Source organism: Bradyrhizobium ganzhouense (assembly GCF_049949285.1).
GTDB classification, from domain to species: Bacteria; Pseudomonadota; Alphaproteobacteria; order Rhizobiales; family Xanthobacteraceae; genus Bradyrhizobium; species Bradyrhizobium ganzhouense.
Map to the genome: position 1 here is coordinate 7,854,340 of NZ_CP181318.1, position 24,280 is coordinate 7,878,619.

The 24,280-nt window shown below is 65.0% G+C and carries 20 protein-coding genes; 11 read left to right on the top strand and 9 right to left on the bottom strand.

Annotation, left to right across the window (positions count from 1 at the left end; all coding sequences use genetic code 11):
- The first annotated feature begins 6 nt into the window (after positions 1-6).
- On the top strand, positions 7-1,101 hold the full coding sequence (locus tag ACLFLU_RS36545; RefSeq protein WP_426409502.1) for an HcpA family protein: 1,095 nt from the start codon (positions 7-9) through the stop codon (positions 1,099-1,101).
- A 129-nt stretch (positions 1,102-1,230) separates the two neighbouring features.
- Positions 1,231-2,022 (top strand): inositol monophosphatase family protein, encoded by a 792-nt coding sequence (locus tag ACLFLU_RS36550; protein WP_426409503.1) that lies wholly within the window; start codon positions 1,231-1,233, stop codon positions 2,020-2,022.
- Positions 2,023-2,250: 228 nt separating this feature from the next.
- On the opposite strand, the gene ACLFLU_RS36555 is transcribed toward ACLFLU_RS36550, so the two are convergent.
- The 4 genes from ACLFLU_RS36555 to ACLFLU_RS36570 form a co-directional block, all read right to left on the bottom strand.
- Entirely contained in the window at positions 2,251-5,400 is a 3,150-nt protein-coding gene (locus ACLFLU_RS36555; protein WP_426409504.1) for a multidrug efflux RND transporter permease subunit, read from the bottom strand.
- A gap of 6 nt (positions 5,401-5,406) precedes the next feature.
- Positions 5,407-6,600 (bottom strand): efflux RND transporter periplasmic adaptor subunit, encoded by a 1,194-nt coding sequence (locus tag ACLFLU_RS36560; RefSeq protein WP_426409505.1) that lies wholly within the window; start codon positions 6,598-6,600, stop codon positions 5,407-5,409.
- 234 nt (positions 6,601-6,834) lie between these two features.
- The gene (locus ACLFLU_RS36565; RefSeq protein ID WP_426409506.1) at positions 6,835-7,863 is read right to left on the bottom strand and encodes an SAM-dependent methyltransferase; all 1,029 of its coding nucleotides are present in this window, start codon (positions 7,861-7,863) and stop codon (positions 6,835-6,837) included.
- Entirely contained in the window at positions 7,860-8,669 is an 810-nt protein-coding gene (locus tag ACLFLU_RS36570) for a DUF1295 domain-containing protein (protein WP_426409507.1), read from the bottom strand. Before ACLFLU_RS36570 ends, ACLFLU_RS36565 begins: the two co-directional genes overlap by 4 nt.
- A gap of 183 nt (positions 8,670-8,852) precedes the next feature.
- Between ACLFLU_RS36570 and ACLFLU_RS36575 the strand changes: the two genes are divergently transcribed.
- From ACLFLU_RS36575 to ACLFLU_RS36590, 4 genes are all read left to right on the top strand, one after another.
- Entirely contained in the window at positions 8,853-9,869 is a 1,017-nt protein-coding gene (locus tag ACLFLU_RS36575) for a flagellar motor protein MotA (protein WP_426409508.1), read from the top strand.
- A 150-nt stretch (positions 9,870-10,019) separates the two neighbouring features.
- A complete protein-coding gene (locus ACLFLU_RS36580; protein ID WP_426409509.1) occupies positions 10,020-11,048 on the top strand; it encodes a peptidoglycan -binding protein in 1,029 nt (342 codons plus the stop codon).
- Positions 11,048-11,494: a GNAT family N-acetyltransferase gene (locus ACLFLU_RS36585; protein ID WP_426409510.1), complete on the top strand. Its 447-nt coding sequence runs from the start codon at positions 11,048-11,050 to the stop codon at positions 11,492-11,494. The genes ACLFLU_RS36580 and ACLFLU_RS36585 overlap by 1 nt, the downstream gene beginning before the upstream one ends.
- A 67-nt stretch (positions 11,495-11,561) precedes the next feature.
- Entirely contained in the window at positions 11,562-11,831 is a 270-nt protein-coding gene (locus tag ACLFLU_RS36590) for a hypothetical protein (protein ID WP_426409511.1), read from the top strand.
- 13 nt (positions 11,832-11,844) lie between these two features.
- On the opposite strand, the gene ACLFLU_RS36595 is transcribed toward ACLFLU_RS36590, so the two are convergent.
- Entirely contained in the window at positions 11,845-13,671 is a 1,827-nt protein-coding gene (locus ACLFLU_RS36595; protein WP_426409512.1) for an ABC transporter ATP-binding protein/permease, read from the bottom strand.
- Positions 13,672-13,872: 201 nt separating this feature from the next.
- On the opposite strand from ACLFLU_RS36595, the gene rpmE reads away from it, so the two are divergent.
- Positions 13,873-14,100 carry a 50S ribosomal protein L31 gene (rpmE, locus tag ACLFLU_RS36600; RefSeq protein ID WP_027530154.1) on the top strand — a complete coding sequence of 76 codons (228 nt, stop codon included), beginning with the start codon at positions 13,873-13,875 and terminating at the stop codon, positions 14,098-14,100.
- A 207-nt stretch (positions 14,101-14,307) separates the two neighbouring features.
- Here rpmE and ACLFLU_RS36605 read toward each other — a convergent pair whose 3' ends face one another.
- Positions 14,308-14,817: a DUF1465 family protein gene (locus tag ACLFLU_RS36605; RefSeq protein ID WP_426409513.1), complete on the bottom strand. Its 510-nt coding sequence runs from the start codon at positions 14,815-14,817 to the stop codon at positions 14,308-14,310.
- Between the two features lie 540 nt (positions 14,818-15,357).
- Entirely contained in the window at positions 15,358-15,549 is a 192-nt protein-coding gene (locus ACLFLU_RS36610; RefSeq protein WP_426409514.1) for a DUF1192 domain-containing protein, read from the bottom strand.
- Between the two features lie 120 nt (positions 15,550-15,669).
- Between ACLFLU_RS36610 and ACLFLU_RS36615 the strand changes: the two genes are divergently transcribed.
- Together ACLFLU_RS36615 and ACLFLU_RS36620 are read left to right on the top strand one after the other, a co-directional pair.
- Positions 15,670-16,668 (top strand): NAD(P)H-quinone oxidoreductase, encoded by a 999-nt coding sequence (locus tag ACLFLU_RS36615; protein ID WP_426409515.1) that lies wholly within the window; start codon positions 15,670-15,672, stop codon positions 16,666-16,668.
- 139 nt (positions 16,669-16,807) lie between these two features.
- Positions 16,808-19,684: an EAL domain-containing protein gene (locus ACLFLU_RS36620; RefSeq protein WP_426409516.1), complete on the top strand. Its 2,877-nt coding sequence runs from the start codon at positions 16,808-16,810 to the stop codon at positions 19,682-19,684.
- A gap of 7 nt (positions 19,685-19,691) precedes the next feature.
- Here the strand turns inward: ACLFLU_RS36620 and ACLFLU_RS36625 are convergent, their stop codons facing one another.
- Positions 19,692-19,961, bottom strand: a complete 270-nt coding sequence (locus ACLFLU_RS36625; protein ID WP_426409517.1) for a DUF7662 domain-containing protein — start codon at positions 19,959-19,961, stop codon at positions 19,692-19,694.
- A 153-nt stretch (positions 19,962-20,114) separates the two neighbouring features.
- Here ACLFLU_RS36625 and ACLFLU_RS36630 point away from each other — a divergent pair, with 153 nt between their 5' ends.
- Positions 20,115-21,611, top strand: coding sequence for a diguanylate cyclase (locus ACLFLU_RS36630; protein WP_426409518.1), 1,497 nt, complete (start codon positions 20,115-20,117; stop codon positions 21,609-21,611).
- A 155-nt stretch (positions 21,612-21,766) separates the two neighbouring features.
- On the opposite strand, the gene galU is transcribed toward ACLFLU_RS36630, so the two are convergent.
- On the bottom strand, positions 21,767-22,642 hold the full coding sequence (galU, locus tag ACLFLU_RS36635) for a UTP--glucose-1-phosphate uridylyltransferase GalU (protein WP_426409519.1): 876 nt from the start codon (positions 22,640-22,642) through the stop codon (positions 21,767-21,769).
- A 204-nt stretch (positions 22,643-22,846) separates the two neighbouring features.
- Here galU and ACLFLU_RS36640 point away from each other — a divergent pair, with 204 nt between their 5' ends.
- Positions 22,847-24,253 carry a lytic murein transglycosylase gene (locus tag ACLFLU_RS36640; protein ID WP_426414148.1) on the top strand — a complete coding sequence of 469 codons (1,407 nt, stop codon included), beginning with the start codon at positions 22,847-22,849 and terminating at the stop codon, positions 24,251-24,253.
- Positions 24,254-24,280 lie beyond the last annotated feature (27 nt).

The following is a 24,280-nucleotide window of genomic DNA, read 5'->3' on the forward strand; positions in this document are numbered from 1 at the left end:
CCCGCCATGACGCTCCCGCGCATCACCCTTCTGGCCACGCTGCTGCTGGCGGCGCCTGCGGCCGCGCAGCTCCAGATCACGCCGCCGGCGACGATCCCGAGCCCACCGGCCGAAAAGCAGAAGCCCAAAGAGCCGGCAAAGGACAAGCCGAAGGTCGCGCCGCACACGATCACCAAGAAGAAGGAGGCCGCACCGGCGCCAAAGCCGTCGGCCTCGCCAAGCCCGACGCTGCCGGCAACCGTGATCCCCGCGCCGGCGACCGACAATTCCAACGTCGATCTGGTGTTCGGCGCCTATCAGCGCGGCCAGTACAAGACCGCCTTCGATCTCGCCAGCGCGCGCGCCAAGACCGGCGACGCCAAGGCCATGACCATGCTGGGCGAGCTCTATTCCAACGCCATGGGCATCAGGCGCGACTACGCCAAGGCGATCGAGTGGTACAAGCGCGCCTCCGACGCCGGCGACCGCGAGGCGATGTTTGCGCTCGCCATGCTGCGCATCGCCGGCCGCGGCGGCCCCGTCGACAAGGGCGAGGCGGTCAAGCTGATGGCCTCCGCCGCCAAGCTCGGCGAGCCCAAGGCAGCCTATAACCTCGCTCTGCTTTATCTGGACGGACAGACCCTGCCGCAGGACGTCACGCGCTCCGCCGAGCTGTTGCGCCAGGCGGCCGATGCCGGACTGCCCGAGGCGCAATACGCACTTGCGACCTTCTACAAGGAAGGCACCGGCGTGCCGAAGGACCCTGAACGGTCGGTGCGGCTGCTGCAGGCCGCCTCGCTGGCCGACAATGTCGATGCCGAGGTTGAATATGCCATCGCCATGTTCAACGGCACCGGTACGCCGAAGAACCAGCCCGCGGCCGTGGCCTTGCTGCGCAAGGCGTCCCGCCAGGGCAGCGCGATCGCGCAGAACCGCCTCGCCTGGGTCCTGATCAACGGCATGGGCACATCCGTGGACAAGGTCGAAGGGTTCAAATGGCATCTGGTGGCCAAAACCGCCGGCAAGGGCGATCCGGAGCTGGACAAGCAGCTGGCCGATCTGCCGGCCGACGACCGCGCCAAGGCGGAGGCCGCTGCCAAGAAATGGCTCGGAAACAAATGACCTGACGCCAAATGACCTGCAAATGGCCTGCAAGAGACCTGAAGACTTGACCTTTGGCCCCTCGCGGGGCACCCAATCCCCTCAAATGGCGCCCTTTCGCGCCTCCTCCCCCCATCAAGACCAGAGCTCATGCTGTATTCCGCCACTATCAACGTCATGGTCAAAGCCGCGCGCCGCGCCGGCCGCAGCCTCAAGCGCGATCTCGGCGAGATCGAGCATCTGCAGGTCTCGCTGAAGGGGCCGGCCAACTTCGTCTCGCTCGCCGACAAGCGCGCAGAAGAAATCCTCTACCAGGACCTCGCCAAGGCGCGGCCAGGTTACGGCTTCATCGGCGAGGAAGGCGGCACGCGGGAAGGCTCCGACAAGAGCCACACCTGGATCGTCGACCCGCTCGACGGCACCACCAACTTCCTGCACGGCATCCCGCAATTCGCGATCTCGATCGGTCTCGTGCGCGAGGGCACCATCATCGCCGGCGTGATCTACAACCCCGCCAATGACGAGCTCTACATCGCCGAGCGCGGCAAGGGCGTCTTCCTCAACGACCAGCGCCTGCGCGTGGCCGGCCGCCGCCAGCTCAACGAATGCGTGGTGGCCTGCGGCCTGCCCCATATCGGCCGCGGCGACCACGAGGAATTCCGGCGCGAGATGACCGCGATCCAGGACCGCGTCGCAGGCCTGCGCCGCTTCGGCGCCGCCTCCCTCGATCTCGCCTTCGTCGCCGCCGGCCGCCTCGACGGCTACTGGGAGCGCAATCTGCAATCCTGGGACATCGCCGCCGGCATGCTGATGGTGCGCGAAGCAGGCGGCACGGTGAGCGACATCAGCACGCCGGGCGATGCCCTGGTCACCGGCGACGTCGTGTGCGGGAACGAGTTCGTGCACGGGGAGCTGGTGAAGATTTTGCGGAAGGCGGCCTAACCTCTCCCCGCCCTTAAGCGGGGAGAGGTCGGATTGCGAAGCAATCCGGGTGAGGGGCAAGGCAGGGCGCCGACCAAATTGACAGTCCATCCGACGCGCGCCACGATCATTCGGATCGAGCGTTCTGACTGCAATCCAAACCGAGTTCGCGGAAGCAGCCCCTCACCCCACCCTCTCCCCGTAAGAACGGGGCGAGGGAGTGAGACAGCGGTGCGTTGCTCAATTGCTTTATGGGTTCACCGGCGCTGGCGGCCCATACGCCTCGGCCTTCGCCACCTTCTCCCGGTCCCCCGCCAGCACGCGCTGCACCGAGACGAAGAACACCGGCACCATCAGCAGCGCCAAAATCACCACCGCGATCATGCCGCCCATCACGACGGTGCCGAGCGATTGCTGGCTGGCGCCGCCGGCGCCGTGGGCGATCGCCATTGGCAGCACGCCGCAGATGAAGGCGAGGCCGGTCATCAGGATCGGGCGGAAGCGCAGGCGGCAGGCCTCGATCGTGGCGTCCACCAGCGGCTTGCCTTCCTTGCGCAAATCCTTGGCGAACTCGATGATCAGGATCGCATCCTTGGCGGCGAGGCCGATGATGGTGATGAGGCCGACGGTGAAATAGACGTCGTTCGGCAGACCGCGCATCATGGCCGCAACCACGGCACCGACGATGCCGAGCGGCACGGTGAGCAGCACCGCAAGTGGAATGGTCCAGCTCTCATAGAGTGCGGCAAGACACAGGAACACCACGAACACCGACAGAGCGAGCAGGAACGGCGCCTGCGAGCCCGACAGCTTTTCCTGGAGCGACTGTCCGGTCCATTCGTAACCGAAGCCGCGCGGAAGCTTGCCGGCAAGCTTTTCCATCTCGGCGATGGCATCGCCCGAGGTGAAGCCGGGTTTGGCTTCGCCGGAGATACGGACCGCCGGATAATAGTTGAAGCCGGCGATCTGCGTCGGACCGCGCGACCATTCCACCGTCGCAAAGGAGGAGAACGGCACCAGCTGGCCGTGGGAGTTCTTGACGTTGTAGTTGAGGATATCCTCGGTTTTCATGCGGTCGCGGCTGTCGGCTTGCACCACGACGCGCTGCATGCGGCCGCGGTTCGGGAAGTCGTTGATGTAGTTCGAGCCGAGATTGGTCGAGATCGTGTTGTTGATGTCCTCGAAGGTGACGCCGAACGCACCAGCCTTCTCGCGGTCGATCACGAGATTGACCACGCCGGCCTCGGGCAGGCCTTCGACATAGACTTTCTGCAACACGGGGCTCGCATTGGCCTCCGCGATCAGCTGGTCGGCGGCGCGCATCAGGGCCGGATAGCCCTTCTGGCCACGGTCCTGGAGACGGAATGAGAAGCCCGAGGAGTTGCCGAGATTGTCGATCGGCGGCGGCTGCAGCGCCGAGATCTTTGCGTCGCGGATCGACGACGACAGATCGCGGTTGATGTCGTTGACGATCGCCGCGGCGGATTCCTTCGGCCCGCGCTCCGACCAGTCCTTCAAGGTGATGAAGGCCTGCGCGGTATTCATGCCCTGGCCGGAGAAACTGAAGCCGGTGAGGAAGGTGACGTTGTCGACGCCCGGCCGCTGCGCCAGATATTTTTCGACCTTCTCGATCACGGCCTCGGTGCGGCCGTAGGACGAGTCGGACGGCGTCTGGACGTCAGTGGTGACAAAGCCCTGGTCGTCGACGGGCAGGAAGCCGCCGGGGAGATTGACGAAGGCCCAGGACAGGCCGGCCAGCAACGCGACGTAGACCAGCATCAGGCGTCCGGTGCGCTTCAGCGAGAAGCCGACGGTGCGCGAATAACCCTCCTTGCCGCCCTCGAGCATGCGGTTGAACCAGCCGAACACGCCCTTCCTGGCATGACCGTGGCCGGCCGCAACGGGCTTGAGAATCGTCGCGCACAGCGCCGGCGTCAGCGACAACGCCAGGAAGGCGGAGAAGCCGATCGCCGCGACCATGGTCACCGAGAACTGGCGGTAGATGATGCCGACCGAGCCCGGGAAGAATGCCATCGGCACGAACACGGCCATCAGCACCAGCGTGATGCCGATGATGGCGCCCGAGATCTGCGACATCGCCTTCCGCGTCGCTTCCTTCGGCGGCAGGCCCTCCTCGGTCATGATGCGTTCGACGTTCTCGACCACGACGATCGCGTCGTCGACGAGGATGCCGACCGCGAGCACCATGCCGAACATCGAGAGCATGTTGATGGAGTAGCCGGCGAGCAGCAGCGCGGTACAGGCACCCAGCAGCGCCACCGGCACCACGATGGTCGGAATGATGGTGTAGCGAATGTTCTGCAGGAACAGGAACATCACCACGAATACCAGCACCACGGCTTCGACCAGCGTCGTCAGCACCTTCTTGATCGAGGCCTCGACCACGGGCGTGATGTTGTAGGGGATCTCGTAGGAGATGTTGGCCGGGAAGAAGCGCGACAGCTCCTTCATCTTCTCCTCGACCGCGCTTGCGGTCGCCAGCGCATTGCCGGTCGGCGACATCAGCACGGAGAGGCCGGCCGTCGGCTTGCCGTTCAGGCGGGTGTTGAACTGGTAGCTGAGGCCGCCGACCTCGACGCGCGCGACGTCGCGCAGCCGCACGGTGGAGCCGTCGGCATTGGCACGCAGGATGATGGCGCCGAATTCGTCCGGCGACGACAACTGGCCCTTGACCAGCACCAGTGCGGACGTACGCTGGCTCGACGTCGACGGCTCCGCACCGATGCTACCCGAGGCGACCTGTGCGTTCTGTGCGGCGATCGCCTTGTTGACGTCGTCCGCCGTGAGCCCGTAACCGACCAGCTTGGCCGGATCGACCCAGACACGAAGACTGCGCTCGGTCGAATAGAGCGTGGCGCGGCCGACGCCGGGGATGCGGCGGATTTCGCCGAGCACGTTGCGGATCATGAAGTCGCCGAGGCCAACCTCGTCGAGGCTGCCGTCGGTCGAGTTCAGCGTGATGATCTGGAGCACCGCGCTCGAGGCTTCCTCGATCAAGATGCCCTGCTGGATCACCGCGCGCGGCAGGCGTGCCTCGACGCGCTTGATGCGGTTCTGCACCTCGACGGACGCCGCGCTGGTGTCGGTGCCCGGCTGGAAATTGGCTGTTATCTCGACCTGGCCGAGCGAGTCGCTGGTCGATTCGAAATTGAGAATGCCGGAGGCGCCGTTGAGCTCCTCCTCGATCAGGCGCGTGACGCTGTTGTAGAGGTTTTCCGGCGACGCGCCGGGATAGCTCGTCGAGATCGAGATCGAGGGCGGCGCGATGATCGGATATTGCGCGATCGGCAACAGCGGGACCGAGATCGCGCCGATCAGACAGATGAACAGCGCGACGACCCAGGCGAAGATCGGCCTGTCGATGAAGAAGCTCGCCATGATGCGTTACCGCGCGACCTTGAGGGCGTGCCGGTCGTCCGCGCTCGCTTCGGCTTCGGACCATGACTGCGGCTTGACCTTGTCGCCGGCCGCAAATTTCTGAAAACCTTCGACCACGACCTTGTCGCCGGCCTTCAGGCCCTCGGTGACGAACCAGATTCCGTCCTGCACCGAGCCGGTGCGGACCGGCTGCACCGCGATGCGGTTATCGTCCTTGACGACGAACACCTCGCTGCCGCCGCCGCCATTGCGCTGGACCGCCTGCTGCGGCACCGCGATCGCATCGGAGTCCAGGCCCTGGTCAAGACGCACGCGGACATACATGCCCGGCAGCAGCTCGCGCTTCGGATTGCGGAACTCGCCGCGCAGCGTCACCTGGCCGGTATGGGCATCGACCTTGGCCTCGGAGAACAGCAGCTTGCCGTCGAGCCCATAGATGGTGTTGTCGTCGAGCACGAGTCGCACCTTGACGGCATCGGACTCGATGCGATCGAGGTCGCCGCTTTCGAATGCGCGGCGCAGCTGATTGAGCTCGGTCACCGACTGGGTGAAGTCGGCATAGATCGGATCGAGCTGCTGCACGGTGGCAAGATTGGTCTCGTTCTGCACCACGAGTGCGCCTTCGCTGACCAGCGCCGCGCCGACCACGCCGTCGATCGGCGCGCGCACGGTGGCATAATCGAGATTGAGCTTGGCGCGCGCGAGGTCGGCCTTGCGGCCCTCGACTTCGGCCTGCGCCTGTCGCTCGGCGGCAATGGTCTTTTCGTTCTCCGCCTCGGGCGCGGCGCGCTGGCTGGTCAGCGTCGCGATGCGGCGCGCCTGCTGCTGTGCCTGCATCAACGCAGCCTCGGCCTTGTCGACCGCCGCGTCGTTGGCCATCACCTCGACCTCGAACGGGCGCGGATCGATGCGATACAGCGCATCGCCCGCCTTAACCTCGCTGCCCTGACGGAAAAGCCGCTCGACCACGATGCCCGACACGCGCGGCCGCACCTCGGCAACGCGCGTCGGCGAGATCCGGCCCGGCAGCTCGCGCACCACCGCGCGTGGTTGCGGCTTGACGGTGACGATGCTGACATCGGGTTCGGTAGGCTGGGCAGCGGAGACGGCGGAAGAGGATTCGTTGCAAGCGCCGAGCAGCGGCGCAAAGGCCGCGAGCATCATTGCAACGCATGCCGATCGCGCTCGAAGTCCTGACATGAAGTGGGGTGCCCCAAAATTGTTGAAACTGATCACGCTTCTCGCGCAACACCCGTTCTGGGCAATGTCTGCGCGGCTGATGCGATCAAAATAGAATGGACTTGCTGCGGCGCAACGCATGCTGCGGGCGGCTCAATGCCACATGCGCTATCGTGCTGAGGTCAGGCTGATTTTTTGGACTCACCAGATTGTGAGTCGGGTTCCATCGCCGCGCGCTGCGACAGAACATCGCAATCAGTCCACCGCCCTCATCCGGTAGTGGCTCACGCCCCACTCCGTTCCGTCGGCGTAGCCGAACAGACCGGCAGTGGCGAGGAAGAACCAGCGCCAGCGCCGCATCCACAGATAGGTCTCGTCGCCATAGACACTGCGCAAGGAGGCTTCGATCGCGTCGCGATGCGCATCGAAATTGGCGAGCCAGCCAATTGCGGTGCGCTGATAATGCGTGCCGCTCCAGCGCCATTCCTTCTCGATATCGAAGATGTCGGCATATTGCCTGACGAGCTGATGGCTCGGCATCACGCCGCCGGTAAAAAAGTGCTGCGCGATCCAGTCCTCGCGATTGGCGCGGTCGAATGCATAGGAGCCGGCGCGATGGGTGAAGATGTGCATGAAGAAGCGCCCCTCGGGCGCAAGCCACGCGCGCACGCGCGTCATCAGCTTGCGCCAGTTCATCATGTGCTCGAACATCTCGACCGAGACGATGCGGTCGAACCGGCCCTCCGGCGCGAACACGTTCATGTCGGCGGTGACGACGCGCAGGTTCGTTAGCCCGCGGCTCTGCGCGATGTCCTCGATATAGGCGCGCTGCGATTGTGAGTTCGACACCGCGGTCACCTTCGCATGCGGAAACTGCCGGGCGATCCACAGCGACAGCGAGCCCCAGCCGCAGCCGAGCTCGAGGATCGTCTGCCCGTCGGCGAGGCCGGCATGCTCGACGGTCTGGCGCAACGCTTCCTCCTCGGCTTCCCGCAACGTCGTCGCGTCGTTACTGTAGAAGCAGGAGGAGTATTTGCGGTTCGGACCCAGCACCTGCGCGAAGAAGCTTTGCGGCACTTCGTAATGCTGGGTGTTGGCAGCCTCCGTGTGCTCGGCGATCGGCCTGATCATCATTCGTCCGGCGAAAGCGGCTTCGTCGGCTGCGGTATGCGCGGCGAGGCGCGTTGCGGTGCGCGAGCACAGGCGCTGGATGGCGGCGCGGACCACGAGATCCGGCAGCGGCACGCGTTCGGCAGTCCCGATGATCGTGGACACGACGCTCATGCGGCCATTCCCTCTCTCGGTGGCAGGGGAAAGAACATGCTGGTGCGGGATTGATAGGCGCGATAGCGCTCGCCGCGCGATCGCAGCATCTGCGCTTCCAGAGGCGGGATGCCGGTGACGTGGACCAGGATCCAGTACATGAAGATGGGCGCGAGCAGGCTGGCCCATCCCCAGGGATATCCGGCCGACAGGCCGATCACGGGATAGGCGAGCCAGCCGAGCCATTCGAAGAAATAATTGGGATGGCGCGACCAGCGCCACAGCCCGGCATCGCAGACCTTGCCGTGATTGGCGGGGTCTTGGCGGAAGCGGCGCAACTGCGCATCCGCCAGCGCCTCGCCCGCGATCCCGATCAGCAGGATCGCGGCACCAAGGACGTCCCGGATCCGCAAGGTGGCCACAGGGACATGCGCGGCGACGAAAATCGAGAACACCAGTGGCACCGAGCCCAGCGCCTGGTTCTGCAGGAAAATGAACATCCGCCGCGGCGCGTTGAGGCCCCATTCCGCGGCAAAGGCGGCATAGCGGGGATCATCCGTGATCCCCGCGGTGCGGATCGCGATATGGGTGCCCAGCCGAAGCGACCAGACCGAGACGAGGCCGGCAACCAGCCATTGTCGCGCATTGGGCCCCTCGCCCGCGAGCGGCCACAGGGCGCTGCCGGCGCCGACCAGCCCGACCGCGAACGTCCAGATCGTATCGACCCAGCCGGAATTGCCGGTGCGCTGCTGCACCACCCAGGCGAGCGCCATCAGGACCGCGAGCGAGAGCGCGATGGCCGCCAGCCCTTCAGGATACGTCGCCATGCAAAAATTCCGAGCCAAGCCTGTGGAATGCCGAAGTTTTGCAAAATACGTCTGTATCAAAGCCGGGTTTCAGCTGTGGGTTCCCCGCCCCTTCCCGAAATCCGCACATCCGGCGCTTTTTTTGGGCGAGCGCTGTGCCATAGTGCGGATGCAAGCAAGCTTTCGTAACGGATGATACCGGCCATGCCGTCAGGCGCCTCGCCCCGCTCCTCCCTCGACATCGAGTACACCAAGCTATCCTCCCCCAGCGTGTTCCTGGTGCGGATGCTGGTTTTCCTGGTGCTGTGCACACTGGTCGGCGTGGTGCTCTACAAGCAGATCATCCAGGCCTTCTTCGCCAATCCCGGGCTCAACGCCTTGATCGGCGGCGTGATGTTCATCGGCATCATCCTGGCCTTCCGCCAGGTGATCCGGCTCTATCCTGAAGTCTCCTGGGTCAACAATTTCCGCATCGCCGACCCCGGCCTGGCGCCGGCCCGGCATCCCAAGCTGCTGGCACCGATGGCGATGATCCTGGGCGGCGAACGCAGCGGGCGGATGTCGATCACGCAGACGACCATGCGGCATCTGCTCGATTCGATCGCGACCCGCCTGGATGAGGCCCGCGATATCTCCCGCTACATGACGGGCCTGCTGGTCTTCCTCGGCCTGCTCGGCACCTTCTGGGGTCTGATCGAGACGGTCGGCTCGGTTGGCAAGGTGATCGACGGCCTCAAGGTTGGCGGTGATTCCGGCGCGCTGTTCGACACGTTGAAGGAGGGCCTGGCCGCCCCGCTCGGCGGCATGGGCATCTCGTTCTCGAGCTCGCTGTTCGGCCTCGCCGGTTCGCTGATCCTCGGCTTCCTCGACCTGCAATCGAGCCAGGCGCAGAACCGCTTCTACACCGACCTCGAGGACTGGCTCGCCACCACCGTGCGCGAATACGGTAGCGGCGAGGTCGCCGTCGCATCGAGCGGCGGCGTTGCGAGCGGCGAGCTCCAGGCCGCGGTCGAGCGGCTGCGCATCGTGCTCGAGGAAGGCACCGCCAGCCGCAGCACCACCGCGTCGATGGCCAGTCTCGCCGAAGCGATCCAGGCGCTGGTCTCGCACATGCGGACCGAGCAGCAGATGATCCGCGAATGGGCCGACGGCCAGGGCGAGCAGAACCGCGAGATCCGGCGCCTGCTGGAGCGCATCGCGCGCCAGCCCGAGAAGAGTTGATAGCCAGGCGCTCTCGTGCCCCGGACGCGACGCAGCGCGAAGCGGTGCGGCGCAGAGCCGGGGCCCAGAGAAGCGAAACATGGGTCCCGGCTCTGCGCAGCAGCGTTGCACGCTGCAGCGCGTCCGGGACACGAGAGAACGGAGACGTAAATGGCTCTAGCCCGCGGCCGCCGCAGCGAAGGCGCCTTCAACTACTGGCCCGGCTTCGTCGACGCGCTGTCGACGCTGGTGCTCTCGATCGTGTTCCTGCTGTCGGTGTTCCTGGTCGTGCAGTTCTTCCTGTCGCAGGAAGTGACCGGCAAGGACAAGGCGCTGGAGCAGCTCAACGCCAAGATCGCCCAGCTCAACGAGCTCTTGTCGCTGGAGAAGCTCGGCAAGCTGACGCTCGACGACCAGGTCTCGCAATTGAAGGCCGGCCTGGCATCGGCCGAGAGCGAGCGTGATCGCATCAAGGGCCTCTATGACGGGCTCGCCGCCGCCGGCAATGACGCTCAGGGCAAGACCTCCGAGCTCGGCAAGGCGCTCGACTCCGAGAAGGCGGTCTCGGCGCGGGCGCTGGCGCAGATCGAGGTGCTGAACCAGCAGATCAGCGCGCTGCGCCGGCAATTGGCGGCACTCGAAGAGGCGCTCGACGCTAGCGAGAAGCGCGACAAGGAATCGCAGAACCGCATCGCCGATCTCGGCTCACGCCTGAACGTCGCACTGGCGCAGCGCGTGCAGGAATTGTCGCGTTACCGCTCGGAATTCTTCGGGCGCTTACGCGCCATTCTCGGCAACCGTCCTGATATCCGCGTGGTTGGCGACCGCTTCGTGTTCCAGTCCGAAGTGTTCTTCGACACCGGACAGGCAACGCTGCTGCCCGAGGGCCGCGCCGAGCTCGACACCGTCGCCGCCGCGCTGATCGAGCTCGACAAGAAGATCCCGGCCGAGATCGCCTGGGTGCTGCGCGTCGACGGCCACACCGACGTGCGGCCGGTGAGCGGCGCGAACTTCAAGTCGAACTGGGACCTGTCGGCGGCGCGCGCGATATCGGTGGTGCAATATCTGATCACGCTCGGCGTGCCGGCGCAGCGCCTGGTCGCCGCCGGCTTCGGCGAATTCCAGCCACTCGACACCGCCAACACCGAGGACGCCTACAAGCGCAACCGCCGCATCGAGCTAAAGCTGACGGAGCGGTAGTGAGCGCGCTCCACCTCCGCCCCTACGTGGCCGCCGACGAAGCGGCGACGATCGACCTGTGGCATCGCACCTGGCAGCAGGCCTATCCGCAGATCGATTTTGCCGCGCGGGTGGAGTGGTGGCGGGAGCGCTGGCGCAACGAGCTGGTGCCGAAGGCCGCGATCGTTGTCGCCGAACAGAACGGCGTCCAGACCGGTTTCGTCACCATCGACGGCGACGGCTATCTCGACCAGCTCGTGGTCGATCCCAATCATTGGGGCTCGGACGCGGCAAGGCTGCTGGTGGATGAGGCCAAGCGCCTGTCGCCGTCGGGCGTCACGCTGCTGGTCAACAAGGACAACAGCCGCGCCATCCGCTTCTACGAGCGCAACGGCTTTGCGCATGACGGCGAGGACGTGAACCCGACCTCGGGCCGGCCGGTGCTGAAGATGGCTTGGCGGCCGTGACATCCGTCACGGAGAAGCCCGACGTCGTTTGCTAGTGTTGCAACCAGCAAGCAGATGGAGAGGATCGATGCGGCTGAGCGATCTGGCCAAGGGGTCTTCGGTTGTCCTGGGCGTTATCGTCGCGGGATATGTGTCGACGATCTATGTCGACCAACGCCTCACGCCGGCGCCCAAGACGGCGAGTGAGACGACGGGTTCGCCTGCGCCGACGAGCACGCCTGCTCCAACAGAGAGCCCGGCTCCGGCCAACGGCGGGTCACCCTGTATCGGCGAGGGCGGCAGCTGGAAGAACTGGCCGTGGCCGAACGTGCCCATGGGCTCGCCGAAGTGCCCGTGAGATCAGCGACGCCTCACGCCCCCTCGAACTGCAACCTCGCGAGCCGCGCATAGAGCCCGTTCACCGCGACGAGCTCGGCATGCGTGCCCTGCTCGACGATCTTGCCCTGGTCCATCACCAGGATACGGTCGCAGGAGAGCACGGTGGCGAGGCGGTGCGCGATCACCAGGGTGGTGCGGTGGCTCATCAGCTCCTCGAGCGCGGTCTGCACCAGCGTCTCGCTTTCGGCGTCGAGCGCGGAGGTGGCTTCGTCGAGCAACAGCAGCGGCGCATCGCGCAGGATGGCACGCGCGATCGCGATGCGCTGGCGCTGGCCGCCGGACAGCGTCACGCCGCGCTCGCCGAGCGGGGTCTCGAAACCTTCGGGCAGTCGGCGGATGAACTCGGTGGCATGCGCGAGCTCGGCGGCGCGCTCGACCTCGGCGTCGGTCGCATCGGGCCGGCCGAAGCGGATATTTTCGCGGGCGCTCGCGGCAAACACGTTCGATTCCTGCGGCACCAAAGCAATGTGGGACCGGAAATCGCGCGGGTCGGCGGACTTCACCGGCACGCCGTCGAGCGAGATCGCACCATTGCGCGGATCGTAGAAGCGCAGCAGCAGATGGAAGATCGTGCTCTTGCCGGCGCCGGACGGGCCGACGATTGCAACCTTCTCGCCGGGCCGCACCGTGAACGAGACCGCGTCGAGCACTTTGACGTCGGGCCGCGCCGGATAAGAGAAACTCACATCGTCGAAGCCGACCTCGCCGCGCCCGGGCACCGGCAGCGCGCGCGGCGACGCGGGCGCCTTGATGTCGGGCTGCACGTGCAAAATCTCGAACAGGCGTTCGGCAGCGCCTGATGCAGCCGACACCTCGCCCCAGACCTCGCTGAGCTGGCCGAGGCCTGCGGCCGCGAAGGCCGCATAGAGCACGAACTGGCCGAGCCGGCCCGGCGTGATCGCGCCGGTCAGAACGTCGTGCGAGCCGATCCAGAGAATCCCGACCACGCTTGCGAACACGATGAAGATGACGATGGCGGTGAGAACCGCACGGGCCTGGGTCGAGGTGCGCGCCGCCTCATAGGCCTGCTCGACCTCGCCGCCAAAACGCTTCGCGGCCAGCCCTTCGCTGGTATAGGCCTGCACGGTGCGGATCGCGCCAACCAGCTCGCCCGCATAGGCGGACGCATCGGCCAGCGTGTCCTGCGCATTGCGCGACAGCCGCCGCACCCAGCGCCCGAAGGCGACCAGCGGCAGCACGATCAGGGGGATCGCCAGCAGCACGAAGCCTGATAGCCGCGGGCTGGTGATCACCATCATCGCGGCGGCGCCGAAGAACATCATGAGATTGCGCAGCGCGATCGACACGGAGGCGCCGACCGCGGATTTGATCTGCGTGGTGTCGGCGGTGAGCCGCGACACCAGCTCGCCGCTGCGCGCGGAATCGAAGAAGGCCGGCGAGAGCGACAGCAGATGCGCAAACACGTCGCGCCTGAGATCGGCAACGATGCGCTCGCCGATCGTCATCACGAGGTAGTAGCGTGACGCGCTCGCCAGCGCGAGCACGGCGACCACCGCGATCATCACCGAGAAGTAGCTGTTGATCAGCGCGATGCCTTCCGGCGTCAGGCCGAAATCGATCATCCGGCGCACCGCGACCGGCACCAGCAGCGTGGTCAGCGCCGCAACCGTCAGCGCGACGAAGGCGAGCGCTGCCCGGCCGCGATAGCGGGCCACATAAGGCGCCAGCGCCATCAGCGGCCGCAGCTTGGCGCGGCTCTTGGCGGGTTGCTCGATCAATTCGGCTTCGATCGACGGGGCTTCTGCGGGCCCGGTTTCAAGCCGTTCTACTGCGCTCATGAGATCCGACCAAAAGAGATAAGTCTGCTCCAGATAGGCCGGGGGACCGGTCGTGGCAAATCCGGGATGTCCCTTAGGGGACGGCCCGGTTCTCCTGTCCCCACAATGGCTTGTTTTAAGGGGGGCCGTGGGGTATAGACCCGGCCAAATCCGTCATTCGATAGTCACTCTAGCAAGGCGCCGGGCGCCCTAGGAATTGCCATGAAAGCCGAAATTCATCCGGATTATCATACGATTAAGGTCGTCATGACCGACGGAACCGAGTACCTGACCCGCTCCACCTGGGGCAAGGAAGGCGACACGCTGAACCTCGACATCGACCCGAAGTCGCACCCGGCCTGGACCGGCGGCAACGCCCAGCTGATGGATCGCGGCGGACGCGTCTCGCGCTTCCAGAAGAAGTTTTCGGGCTTCCTCAAAAAGGATTGATCCTGGCCGCAAGGCTGGAGACGAAAAACGCCCCCGGACAACCGGGGGCGTTTTTGTTTTTCGACCCGTCATCCTGAGGCGCCGGAGCGAAGCGGAGGCCTCGAAGGATGAACGGCCCCCGATGTAGCCGGGCCGTCGCCCTTCGAGGGCCGCTGAAGAAGCGGCCACCTCAGGGTGACGGTTCAACATCAGATGCGCGGATAGAAATTATCGCTCGAACGCGGCTTTCAGCGCGTTGAGGTGCGGCACCAGCGGGTTGCCGATTGCGATGTGGTCGGCCGGCGGGGTGTGGATGGTGGTGTCGAGACGGCGGACGCGGGTCTGAAGGCTCATCGAGCGATGGATCAGCTCCTGGAGCATCGACGGCAGCTTCTCGATGGTGTCGGCGGGGCCGGGATCGGCGGCGGTGAGCTTGACCTTGGTCTTTTCGCGGTTGGCCTGGACCAGCGTCATCTCGCCTTCCTTCACCGCGCGGTGCAGCAGCAGCCACGAGGCGAGCTGCATCAGGCGCGTGGTCAGGCGCATGCTCTCGGTCGCGTAGGTGAGGCTGACGGCGCGATCGAGCGCCTTGGCCTCGTTGCGGCCGGCGCCGTCGAGATAGGCGGCGGTCGCTTCGACGAGATCCATGCCTTCGCGGAACAGGGCGCCAAACGCCGCAGAATTGGTGAACCGCTCGCTGAGTTGAACGAGAGCGCCGTCGGCTTGCAAACGTTCCATGGTTAACGCCCCTTACGCAACTGTTTACCCGTCCGGCTTTGGCGCCGGCTTATGATGAACAAATCATTGCGCGGGCGGATCGCGGAGTCCAGCGGCAAGCGCGGATATGGTTTCCGCGGGTCATTCCTCGGAATTCAACCCGAACGAGACGCAGAAACCAAGAATGAGACGAAAAAAGAGCCGCCGGAAAACCGGCGGCTTTGAAAGTTGATAACAGGGAGGCGTCAAACAGAGTGGACAGGAGCCACTCGGTGTCCAAACGAGGACAGTTCCAGTCATAAAGTGAAAAGCTTAATTGACCGTAAACGAACGAATTTTTTGAGGGTTCGTTAGCCATGTCGGTCACTGGCCGAGCGAGAGGCGGAGCAAGCTCTCACCGCCGCCCCGGCGAAGGCCGGGGCCCATAACCACAGGGAGGAGTTTGACGAAGACAAGTCGTTCGGTACTGCTGTCCATGCCCATAGACGGATCACGCGGTATGGGTCCCGGCCCCCGTGCGCAATTGCGCACTAGGCCGGGACGACACCGATGGTGAAGCGACTACGACTTGAAGACGCTGTTCGCCGCATCGCGCGAGGCGCGCTTTATGGTGGCGACTTCTTCCAGTCTTGCGATCTCGGTCTTGAGCAGGGCGACACGCTCGGTCAGTTCCTCGACCGACAAGAGTGAGAGATCCTGTCCGATCTCGTGGGTGACCTTCTTGCGCGGGCGGTCGTCGTCTTCCATCGGCATCGTCGTTGCTCCGATCAGGTCCGCCAGGCGGTCAAACGAAGTTGAAGCGGTTGCCAGCGCCGGGCGCTCTGGTTAATCAACTGGCCTGTTCAATCCTGCCCTCTTCTCCAAGGACAAATCATGGAAAAGCTGCCCGCGCAAATGACCGTGGTCGCCATCTCCAAGCCCGGCGGACCGGAGGTGCTGGTGCCGGAACAACGGGCCCTGCCGCAGCCCGGTCCCGACGAGATCCTGGTCAAGGTGCAGGCCGCCGGCGTCAACCGGCCCGACGTGGCACAGCGCTCCGGCGCCTATCCGCCGCCGCCCGGCGCCAGCGACCTGCCCGGCCTCGAAATCGCCGGTGAAGTGGTCGCCGTCGGCAGCAACGCCAAGCGGCACAAGATCGGCGACAAGGTGATGTCGCTCGTGGCGGGCGGCGGCTATGCGCAGTACTGCATCGCGCAGGACGCCCAGGCGATGAGCGTGCCGCCGGCGCTGTCGATGAAGGAAGCCGGCGCGCTGCCGGAAACCCTGATGACGGTCTGGCACAATGTGTTCGAGCGCGGCGGGCTGAAGGCCGGTGAGACGCTGCTGATCCATGGCGGCTCCTCCGGCATCGGCACGCTGGCGATCCAGCTCGCAAAAGCGTTCGGCGCAAAAGTGTTCGTCACGGTGGGATCGCAGGACAAGATCGATGCCTGCCTCAAGCTCGGTGCCGACCGCGCCATCAATTACAAGACCGAAGATTTCGTCGCCGTGGTCAAGGAAGAGACCAACAAGGCCGGCGTCAACCTGATCCTCGACATGGTCGCCGGCGACTATGTTGACCGGAACTACGATGCCGCCGCAGTCGACGGCCGTATCGTGCAGATCGCGACCCTCAACGGCCCCAAGGTCAGCGTCAACATCGCCAAGGTGATGGTGAAGCGGTTGACCCATACCGGCTCGACCTTGCGTCCCCGTAGTAATGCGGACAAGGCGGCGATGGTGGCCGCAATCGAGGCCAAAGTGATGCCGCTCCTGCGCGAAGGCCGCATCAAACCGCTGATGGACAGCTCTTTCCCGCTGGAAAAGGCATCGGATGCGCACCGCCGCATGGAGACCTCAGCACATATTGGCAAAATTGTGTTGGAGGTCTAGGCCTCTGGCCCACTCGGCAAGGCGGAAACCCTTTGATTTTCCTCGCTTTCGTGGCATCTATCGCGACGCGCCGAACCATATCTGTCCGGTCTGAAATCGCCTTGCACACGAAGTTTGCGTCGAACGCGGAGAACTGACCTTGCGTCTGATCAGGTGCCTCGCGCCCATCGCGCTGGGCCTCATGATTCTTGTCGCCGCGTCGCCTGCACGCGCGCTTGACGCTGTCAGCGTTCGCGGCGACGCGCCTGCGATCGACCTCACCGGCGTGCTCGAGCATCAGCGCAGCGACGCCGACCGCATCCAGGTCTCGACCGCGCCGGGCACCGACGGCATCGTCCGCCGCATCGAGGTGCGCGCCCGTGAGGGCGGCCAGAACTGGGTGGTGTTCGCGCTCGCCAACAACACCGACGACCAGCTCGATCGCCTGATCGTCGCCCCGCATTACCGCATCGTGTCCTCAGGCCTGTTGTGGCCCGACCTCGGGCTGTCACGCATCGCGACCATCACGCCCTCGACCGGCGACCGGCCGGAACGGCAGGAAAGCCCGACCGCCGACGTGTTCCGCATTACGCTCGATCCCGGCGCCGTCGTCACCTTCGTCGCGGAACTGCGCACCGACAAGCTGCCGCAGCTCTATCTGTGGGAGCCGGAAGCCTACAAGGACAAGGTCAACTCGTTCACGCTGTACCAGGGCATCGTGATCGGCATCTCCGGGCTTCTCGCCCTCGTGCTCACGATTCTGTTCGTGGTGAAGGGCAGCATCATGTTCCCGGCGGCCGCGGCGCTGGCCTGGGCGGTGCTGGTCTATATCGGCGTCGATTTCGGCTTCTGGGGCAAGGTGCTCGACATGTCGAACAACGCCGAGCGCATCTGGCGCGCGGCGGGTGAAGCGATATTGGCGGCGACGCTGCTGGTGTTCCTGTTCGCCTATCTCAATCTCAGTCGATGGCATGTGCGCTACTCCCACATCACGGTGGGCTGGCTCGCCTTCCTCGGCTCGCTGGTCGCGCTCGCTCTGTTCGACCCGGCCGTCGCCTCCGGCATCGCGCGCATCTCGCTGGTGCTGATCGCCTTCGCCGGCTTCGCGCTGATCGTCTATCTCTCGACCCACGGCTTCGACCGCGCGGTGCTGCTGATCCCGACCTGGTTCCTTCTGGTGGTCTGGGTGGTCGCGGCGGGCATGGCGGTGGCCGGTTCCGTGACCAACGACATCGTCGGCCCGGCGCTGCTGGGCGGCCTCGTGCTGATCGTGATGCTGATCGGCTTCACGGTGATGCAGCACGCCTTTGCGGGCGGCGGCGCCACCACCGGCGTCGTGTCCGACATCGAACGTCGGGCCCTGGCGCTCGCCGGTTCCGGCGATCTGATCTGGGACTGGGACGTTTCCGCCGACAAGGTCTTCACCAGCCCCGAGACCGAGGCGCTGCTCGGGCTCAAGCGCGGCACGCTGGAGGGCCCGGCGGCCTCCTGGTTAGAGGTGCTGCATCCGCTCGACCAGGACCGTTTCCGCGCCGCGCTCGACAGCGTGCTCGACCAGCGCCGCGGCCGGCTGGTGCAGGATTTCCGCCTGCGCACCCCGGACGGCCACTTCATGTGGTTCGCGCTGAAGGCGCGCCCGGTGGTCGGCTCGGATGGCGAGGTCTCGCGCGTGGTCGGTACGCTCACCGACGTCACCGAGCTGCGCAACGCCGAGGAACGCCTGCTGCACGATTCCGTGCACGACAACCTTACCGGCCTGCCCAACCGCAAGCTGTTCATGGACCGGCTCGGTGCAGTCGCGCATTTCGCCAAGTCGATGCCGACGCTGCGGCCGACGCTGATGGTGATCGACCTCGACCGCTTCAAGCAGGTCAACGATTCCGTCGGCATCGCGGTCGGCGATTCCATCCTGCTGACGCTGGCCCGCCGCCTCACCCGCATCCTGAAACCGCAGGATACGCTGGCGCGGCTCGCCGGAGACCAGTTCGGCCTGATCCTGCTGTCGGAGCAGGACCCGGCCCGCATCACCGCCTTTGCGGAAACCATCCGCAAGACCATCCGCGCGCCGATCGCCTTCAACGACCGCGAGATTTTCCTGACCGCCTCGATCGGGCTCGCCCTTTCTGATCCGCAAGTTCAACTGACGGACGAGATCATCAAGGACGCCGAGCTTGCGATGTATCATTCCAAGCGCATCGGCGGCGACCGCATCGACGTCTACAAGCCCGCGATGCGCGCGCGGAAGACCGATCGCCTGACGCTGGAGAGCGAGCTGCGCCGCGCCATCGAGCGGCAGGAGCTCACGATCCTGTACCAGCCGATCGTTCGGCTGGAAGATCGTTCGGTCGCCGGATTCGAGGCGCTGGTACGCTGGGACCACCCGAAACTCGGCCGCATGGCGCCGTCGGAATTCATCACCATCGCGGAAGAGACCGGCCTGATCGTCGATCTCGGCATGTTCGTGCTCGACCAGACCGCAAAGCAGCTCTCGATCTGGCAGCGCGCGATGCGCTCGCGCGAGCCGATCTTCGCATCCGTCAACGTCTCCTCGCGGCAGCTTTTGCGCCACGACCTGATCCACGACATCCGCACCGTGCTGTCGCGCTCATCGGTGGCGCGCGGCACGCTGAAGCTGGAATTGACGGAATCGCTGGTGATGGAGAATCCGGAGCACGCAGCCCAAATGCTGACGCGGATCCGCGAGCTCGGCACGGGGTTATCGCTCGACGATTTCGGCACTGGCCATTCGTCGCTCGCCTACCTGCAACGCTTCCCGTTCGATACCATCAAGATCGACCAGTCTTTCGTCCGCACCACCAATCGCGGCACGCGGCCGGTGATTCTGAAGTCGATCATCGCGCTCGCGCATGATCTCGGCATGGACGTGGTGGCGGAAGGCGCCGAGACCGATTCCGACGCGGTCGAGCTGTATCAATTGGGCTGCGAATACGCGCAGGGCTTTGCCTTCGGCGAGCCGATGGACGCGGACGCGGCGATGCGGCTGCTAACCGAAGTGCGGCTGGAAGCAGCGAGCTGATCGCTCCTTACGCCGGGCGCCGCCGGTCACTCTTCATCTTCGTGAACCGCACCGTCTGGCCGTCCGGCATCCGCGTGGCCTTGAAGCCCGCGGCAAGGCAGGCTTCGCGCTGCGGCATCTGAATATCGGGGCTGCGCGAGGTATCCCACCATGAGGCGCGGTTGGCCGCGCGCGGCAGGGCTGCGCCGATGATCTCCTCGATCTGCTCGAAGGTCAGCACGAATTCCGTCTGCTTGTGCCGCATCAGATAGTCGCGTAGCGCGTCGTAGTCGTTCACAATCGTCCTCTCGTCCGAAGCCGGATCCAGCCGATCAGGTCTGCCGAAAACCGCTAGCTGGATAAACCAACTCTTAACTGATCGCGACACCGCCGTCGCGGTTTAAACACTACGCAAGCTTTCAGGCGCATCCACTTATGTCGGGAGCAATGGATGCTGTCTGCATGGCGCGAAGCCACGGCCCGCCGGCCCTGGCGCATTTCGGCGAAGCTACTGATCATCTCGTCCGTCGTGACGGTGATCGGCTTTTCCGCCATTTGCGTCAACGTCATGCTGGACATGCGCCGCGGCGAGGAGGCGCTGGCCCGCCAGACGCTGGAAAACCTGGCCACGTCGATCGACGCCGACATCAGCCGCAACATCGATATCTACGACCTGTCCCTCAAGGCGGTCGCCAGCAACATGCTGCTGCCCGAGATCAACGCGGTCTCCAAGCCGATCCGCCAGCTCATCCTGTTCGACCACGCCACCACCGCAAAACATTTCGGTGCCATCCAGGTGTTCGATGCGGACGGCAATCTGACCATCGATGCTTCCACGCTCGACCCGACGCCCGAAAATCGCGGCAGTGAGGAGTATTTCACGGTCCACCGCGACGATCCCAATGCCGGCCTCTTCATCAGCCGCCCGATGCTGTTTCGCGGCGCCTACTCCATCGTGCTGAGCCGGCGTCTCAGCGATACCGACGGCGGCTTCATGGGTGTCGTCGCCGGCTCGATCCGCTTCACCTATTTCCACGAACTGTTCGAACGGCTGAACCTCGACCCCGAGGACACCATCACCGTGCTGAAGCGCGACCGCACCATCATCATGCGGCGGCCGTTCGATCTCGACGTGATCGGCAGGAATCTGAACGACCGCCAGGCCTGGAAGGTCGACAATCTCCGCGTCGGCGGCTCGTTTTCCGGACGGGGCCCGGTCGATCCGACCGCGCGGCTCTATGCGCGCAGCGGCGAAGCCGGCCCGCTGTTCGTGGTGGCGGGCAAGCCGCTGAGTACGGTGTTCGCGCTGTGGCAGAAGGAAGCGCTTCGCATCGGCGCCGTGGTTCTGGTGCTCGCGCTGTTCGTGCTGGGCTCGGCCATCGTGCTCGCCCGCGAGATCGGCCGGCGTGCCGATGCTGAAAGCAAGCTCGAGGAGATGGCGACGACGGACGCGCTGACGGGCCTGCGCAACCGCCGCAAGTTCGACCATGTCATCGACATCGAATGGCGCCGCGCCATGCGCCAGAAGACGCAGGTTGCGCTACTGATGATCGATGCCGATCACTTCAAGGCCTACAACGACACCTTCGGCCACCAGGCCGGCGACCAGGTGCTGGTCGGCATCGCCATCTGCATCTCCGATTCGGTGCACCGCGCCGGCGACTGTGCCGCGCGCTATGGCGGCGAGGAGTTCGCCGTGCTGCTGCCGAACACGTCCGCCACCGACGCCTTCAAGATCGCCGAGACCATCCGGGCCAAGGTGCTGGGCTGGTCCGACGGCGGCGCAGGATCGACCGTCTCCTGCGGCATCGCCAGCCTGGCGCCCACCAGCGGCATGGACTGGGCCGTGCTGGTCGCCGCCGCCGATAAGGCGCTCTATGCGGCAAAAGCCGGCGGCCGGAATCAGTCGGTGGTGGCGAGCCTGCCGAAGCTGTCGCTCGTGGCTTAAGTCGCCGTCACGACATCGGTGTCGTCCCGGCGAAGGCCGGGACCCATAACCACAGACAGCAATTTGGCGAAGACCAGCAGTTCGGTACTTCTACCGGTCACGCCCGATAGATCACGCGGTATGGGTCCCGGCCTTCGCCGGGACGACAGCTGAGCCTACTGCCCCAGATACTTCTTCATCTCCGCGATCAGGCCATCACGCAATTCCGGGCGCCTGAGGCCGTAGGCGATGTTAGCGCGGAGGAAGCCGGGCTTGGAGCCGCAATCATGGCGCTCGCCCTCGAACTCGACACCGTAGAACTTTTGCGACTTGGCGAGGCCGATCATGGCGTCGGTGAGCTGGATCTCGCCGCCGGCGCCGCGCTCCTGGGTTTCCAAGATTTTGAAGATCTCGGGCTGGAGAATGTAGCGGCCGGTGATCGAGAGGTTGGAGGGCGCGGTGCCCTTGGCCGGCTTCTCGACCATGCCGTCGACCTCGAACATCTTGCCGGTGCGCTTTCCGACGCCGCAGATGCCGTATTGATGGGTGAGATGGTCGGGCACCGCCTCGACCGCGATGACGTTGGATTTCTCGCCGAGCTTGGTCGCCGTCTCGATCATCTGCTTCAGGCAGCCGGGCGTGTTGAGCACGAGCTCGTCGGGCAGCACCACCGCGAACGGCTCGTTGCCGACGATGTCGCGCGCACACCAGACCGCATGACCGAGGCCGAGCGGCGCTTGCTGGCGGGTGAAGCTGACGGCACCGGCTTCCGGCTGGTTCTGCGCCAAAATCTCCTGCTCGGCCTTCTTGCCGCGCAAGCTGAGCGTCGCGTCGAGCTCGAACATCTTGTCGAAATGATCTTCGATGACATTTTTGTTGCGGCCGGTGACGAAGATGAAATGCTCGATGCCGGCTTCCCTCGCCTCGTCATAGACGTATTGGATCAGCGGCTTGTCGACGATGGTGAGCATTTCCTTCGGCATCGCCTTGGTGGCGGGCAAGACGCGGGTGCCGAGGCCGGCGACGGGGAATACAGCTTTGCGGATTTTCATGTGATTGATCGAATACCTTAGGGCACACGTGAAAGAAGCAATGGCATCTTGCTAACCGTTTTGCAGCCGGTAACAAAGGCGGATGTAGGGCTCGGTCTCAGGGAATTCGAGAAAAAGGTGACCAGCAAAATTTCACCTTTGTTAAGATATTGGCAACCGTAACGAGGCCTCCTGATGGCTGATTTTTGGCCGGACGGGTGGGACATGAGGCAATTGGTGACAGCGGTAGCTTTATCTTTGACCGGCGCAACAATGCTCGCGGCCGCGCTGCTGTTCCCAGTGTCCGCGCAGGCCCAGGGACAACAAGGACAACAAGGGCAAAACGGCCTGTCGAACCTGTTCGGCGGTATTTTCTCCGGCTCGAACCCGGCGCCCGCGCAAGCCCCGCCCGGCCCCGGCGGCGCTCAGACGGGAGCTCAGCCTTGGAGCGGCGAGGACGGTGCCTCCGGCCATCCGCTGATGACCGCGGCCGCGATCCGCGAGGCGGCCGGCAATTTCGACAATTGCGTTGCGGGCATGTGGCCTGATGCCGCACGCCGCAACATCACTCAGGAAAACTTTCAGCGCTTTACGGCAGGGCTCTCGCCCGATCTGCGCATCATGGACCTGATGGATTCGCAGCCCGAGTTCACCAAGTCGATCTGGGACTATCTCGACATCCTCGTGAACGACAACCGGCTCGCCAAGGGCAAGGAGGTTCTTGCCAAGTACAAGGCGCAGTTCGATGCGACCGAGAAGGCCTATGGCGTCGACCGCTATATCATCGCGGCGATCTGGGGCATCGAGTCCAATTATTCGACGCAGATGGGCGACCGCAGCGTGCTGCAATCGACCGCGACGCTCGCCTGCGTCGGCCGCCGCCAGGCCTATTTCAAGGACGAGTTCCTCTCGGCGCTGGAGATCCTCAATCGCGGCGATTTGCGCCCGGAGCAGATGCGCGGCTCCTGGGCCGGCGCGTTCGGCCCGACCCAGTTCATGCCGACCGCGTTCAAGCGCTTTGCCGTGGACGGCGATGGCGACGGACGGCGCGACGTCGTCGACAACGCAAGCGACCTGATCGCCTCCACCGCCAACAATCTGAAGAAGGACGGTTGGCAGAGCGGCCAGACCTGGGGTTTCGAGGTCGTGGTGCCGCAGGGCTTCAACTACATGCTGGCCGATCGCGCCAAGGCGATGACGATCGCGCAATGGGAGAAGCTCGGGCTCAAGCGCGCAACGAACCAGCCCTTCCCGCATCCGGCGGACAAGGCCTATCTGCTGGCGCCGGCCGGCGCGCAGGGGCCCGGCTTCCTGATGCTGCAGAATTTCCGGGTCATCATGAAGTACAATCCGGCCGAGGCCTATGCGATGGCGATCGGCCATTTCGCCGACCGCCTGCGCGGCGCCCAGCCTTTCGTCCAGCCATGGCCACGGCAGGAGCGGGAGCTGTCCCGCACCGAGCGGCTGGAACTCCAGCAACTCCTGGTCCAGCGCGGCTTCTACAAGGGCATCCCGGACGGCCAGTTCGGTGGCCAGACCCGGGATGCACTCCGCAACTTCCAGGCCTCGATCGGGGTGCCCGCGGACGGGTTTGCCTCCTCCGACGTGCTGGACCGGCTGCGCGGGCGGTAAAATCGCGCCGAAAGTAACCCTGAAGCG